This is a genomic window from Sulfurimonas sp. (genome assembly GCF_026988655.1).
Lineage (GTDB): Bacteria > Campylobacterota > Campylobacteria > Campylobacterales > Sulfurimonadaceae > Sulfurimonas.
Genome location: NZ_JALSKT010000033.1, coordinates 1 through 2315, shown reverse-complemented (window position 1 = coordinate 2315; position 2315 = coordinate 1). Strand labels below are relative to the sequence as shown.

Genomic DNA, 2315 nt, shown 5'->3' with positions numbered 1-2315 from the left:
ATTTTTTGGTATAATGGATTATTATTTACCTTTTAAAGGAGTAACAGATGTATAGAGAGATTATTAGACCAACAAACCAAAGATATATTATTGAGATACCAAAAGAGTATTTAAATGAAGAAGTTGAGATATTGATTTTGCCTTTTTCCTCTTTTGATAGAGAAATAAAAAGAAAATTAAATAATATCGACCCCATGATATTAATGCAAAGCTCTTCTATGCAACACACTTGGGACAATAGTGATGATGAGGCTTGGGATGAGTTATAATAGAGGGGATATTGTTCTTATTGCATTTCCCTTTACAGATTTGAGCCGTTCTAAAAAGAGACCAGTTCTGATTATAAAAGATGAAAATAGTCTTGGTGATATTGTCTGCTTTCAAGTTACTTCTCAATCAACACAAGCATCTATTCATAAGATTAATGAAGAAAATTTAAGTAATGGTTCGTTGAAACTTGTATCTTTTGTAAAATATGATAAATGTTTTACACTTCATTCTGAAATGGTTGATAAAAAATTAGCATCAGTTAATAGTGATTTTATGGATGAACTAAAGATACTTTTTTGTAAAAGTATCTTTTAGGATAACATCATCTACTACTACCAAACCACCCTCCTAAAATCATCAGCTCCAATCTTAACTTACCATGCTAAAGAAGCACTAAAAATAGGTCAAATCATAAACGTTCCCGTACACTCCAAAATAAAAAGAGCGATGATTTTAAAAGAGGTAGAAAAGCCCACTGAATTTAAAACTTCTGAAATAGCAGAAGTTTTAGCAAATTATTATGATGAAAATCAGATAGCCATTGCTAAGTTTATGGCTACTTATTATTTTAGCTCTTTGGGTGAAGCGTTGGCGTTGTTTATGCCCCGTAGGGGGCGATTGCCATCGCACCAAATATTGGAAAAACAAAGTGGTGCGATGGCAATCGCCCCCTACGAGCTTCCAACATTATCAGCCGACCAACAAAAAGCTTATGAAGAACTCCTTACAAAAGAGAAAGCTTTACTTTTTGGGGTGACAGGTTCTGGGAAAACGGAAATCTTTATCTCGCTTATGGCAAAGAGTATTGAAGAGGGGAAGCAGTGCATTTTTTTGATGCCTGAAATCTCCCTTACCCCACAGATGGAAAAACGACTCACTAAGTATTTTGGAAAGCGTTTGGTGATGTGGCACTCTAAATTGACCAAAAAGAAAAAAGAGGAGATTTTAGAGAAGATACACAATAATGAAGTCGATATTGTAGCAGGGGCTAGGTCGGCACTCTTTACGCCACTCACTAATTTGGGTTTGATTATTGTCGATGAGGAGCATGACGATAGCTATAAATCTATGATGAAACCACGCTACCATGCTCGTGATATGGCTGTCTATATGGGGGCTAAATTAAATGCCAAAGTTCTTTTGGCATCGGCGACTCCTAGTCTTAGCTCTTACTACAAATACGACACAGTACGGCTCAAAAAACCTTTTATACAGACGCAAAAAAACTACACTTTTGTAGAGGGAACAAGCTTAACCAATGGCATGATAAAGAAGCTAAAAAGCAATTTTGAAGCAGGGGAACAGTCGCTTTTGTTTGTGCCAACACGGGGGAACTTTAAGTATTTGTATTGTCAAAAATGTGGCGAAACCCATACTTGCCCCTACTGTTCGGTAGGTATGGCACTGCACCGTAAAGTTCGGCACTTGAAGTGTCACTATTGTAATTTTACCGAAGCCATTAGAACCGTTTGTAGTGCGTGTGGGCATGAGCCTTTGACAAGTGAACGTATGGGAACAGTTGAAGCCAAAGAGATGGTGGAGCAGGGCATTGCTGACATGGTAGTAGAGCAGTTTGACACCGACAGCATTAGCACGGCTAGTAAACTCAAAAAAGCCTTGAAGCGTTTTGAAGCCAAAGAGAGTCACTTACTTTTAGGAACACAGATGTTAAGTAAGGGGCATGATTATGCGAACATTACACTCTCTATTATTTTAGGTATGGATTATATTTTAGGTTTGGGAGATTATAGAGCAAGAGAGAGGGCGATGAGTCTGCTTTTACAAATTGCAGGGCGTTCGGGTAGGGCGAAGAATGCAGAGGTGATTGTGCAGTCACAAAATGCTGAATTTTTCTCGCTTTATCTTAATGATTATGAAGCTTTTTTAAAAGATGAGATGTTTTTTGTGGAAGATATGTATCCTCCTTTTGTGAGTTTGGCACGGATTTTGATTTCACATCTCAAAGAAGCAAAAGCAGGAAAAATCACGCTTGACACGGTCACTAAACTCAAAGCCTTTGAAGAAGTTGAGATAGTAGGGCATGG

3 protein-coding genes are annotated in these 2315 nt (G+C 37.5%); all 3 read left to right on the top strand.

The window, feature by feature from the left end:
* Nucleotides 1-47 precede the first annotated feature (47 nt).
* Nucleotides 48-269: a hypothetical protein gene (locus MV052_RS03035; RefSeq protein WP_297440854.1), complete on the top strand. Its 222-nt coding sequence runs from the start codon at nucleotides 48-50 to the stop codon at nucleotides 267-269.
* Nucleotides 259-585 carry a type II toxin-antitoxin system PemK/MazF family toxin gene (locus tag MV052_RS03030; RefSeq protein ID WP_297440852.1) on the top strand — a complete coding sequence of 109 codons (327 nt, stop codon included), beginning with the start codon at nucleotides 259-261 and terminating at the stop codon, nucleotides 583-585. Before MV052_RS03035 ends, MV052_RS03030 begins: the two co-directional genes overlap by 11 nt.
* A gap of 6 nt (nucleotides 586-591) precedes the next feature.
* The coding region (locus MV052_RS03025) for a primosomal protein N' (RefSeq protein ID WP_366089020.1) at nucleotides 592-2315 on the top strand (1724 nt) is incomplete at its 3' end.